Origin of the sequence: Salifodinibacter halophilus (assembly GCA_012999515.1) — a bacterium.
GTDB lineage: Bacteria > Pseudomonadota > Gammaproteobacteria > Nevskiales > Salinisphaeraceae > Salifodinibacter > Salifodinibacter halophilus.
Map to the genome: position 1 here is coordinate 1 of JABEEB010000138.1, position 297 is coordinate 297.

Below are 297 nucleotides of genomic sequence, written 5' to 3' on the forward strand. Positions count from 1 at the left end.
CGAACCTCGAGGCCGGCAACATCGGCTACAAGCTCCTCCAGCGCCTCGGTGGGGCTGACGCCATCGGCCCGATGCTCACCGGCATGGACGAGCCCGTTCACGTCATCCAGCGCGGCGACGAGGTCAAGGACATCGTCAACCTCGCCGCCGTCGCGGTCGTCGACGCCCAAGAAGAGTAGCCGTTGTTGGAACGGCCGTATGGTGGTTCGAGAGGGCAAAACCCCCTCGTCATCACGAGAGATGCTTCGCGCCTTTCGAACGGCGCAGCAACCGACCGACCTGTTCGGCGGCGGGAGG

At 65.7% G+C, this 297-nt stretch carries 1 protein-coding gene; it reads left to right on the top strand.

The window, feature by feature from the left end; translation table 11 throughout:
- The coding region (locus HKX41_11040; protein ID NNC24666.1) for a hypothetical protein at nucleotides 1-179 on the top strand (179 nt) is incomplete at its 5' end.
- Nucleotides 180-297: the final 118 nt, after the last annotated feature.